At 67.2% G+C, this 271-nt stretch carries 1 pseudogene; it reads left to right on the top strand.

Annotated features, from left to right (window positions below):
* Positions 1-271, top strand: a pseudogene (locus tag RMT89_RS43160) (hypothetical protein); the annotation flags it as partial.

The raw sequence follows: 271 nt of genomic DNA, 5'->3' as shown, positions 1-271 counted from the left end.
CCGTCGCTGCTGCCGCCCAACATCGCCTGGCTGTTCAAGGTCTATCGCCAGGTCCAGTTCTGGTTCGACGTCGAGAATGCGGCCGCGTTCGCGCCAGACCGGTTTCCGATCTTCATCTGGGACCTGCCGGGCGGGCGCGGCGGCGTCTACGGCTTCCCCGCACTCGACGGCCCGCGCGGGGGGATCAAGATAGCGACCGAAAGCTATGCGAGCACGACGACGCCGGACACGATGGTGCGTGCTTCACCGGCCGATACGTCGCGCACCATCG

Origin of the sequence: Streptomyces sp. P17 (assembly GCF_032436805.1) — a bacterium.
Classification (GTDB): Bacteria; Actinomycetota; Actinomycetes; order Streptomycetales; family Streptomycetaceae; genus Streptomyces.
The sequence above is the reverse complement of the archived record's forward strand: the minus strand, read 5'-3'. Positions and strand labels throughout refer to the sequence as shown.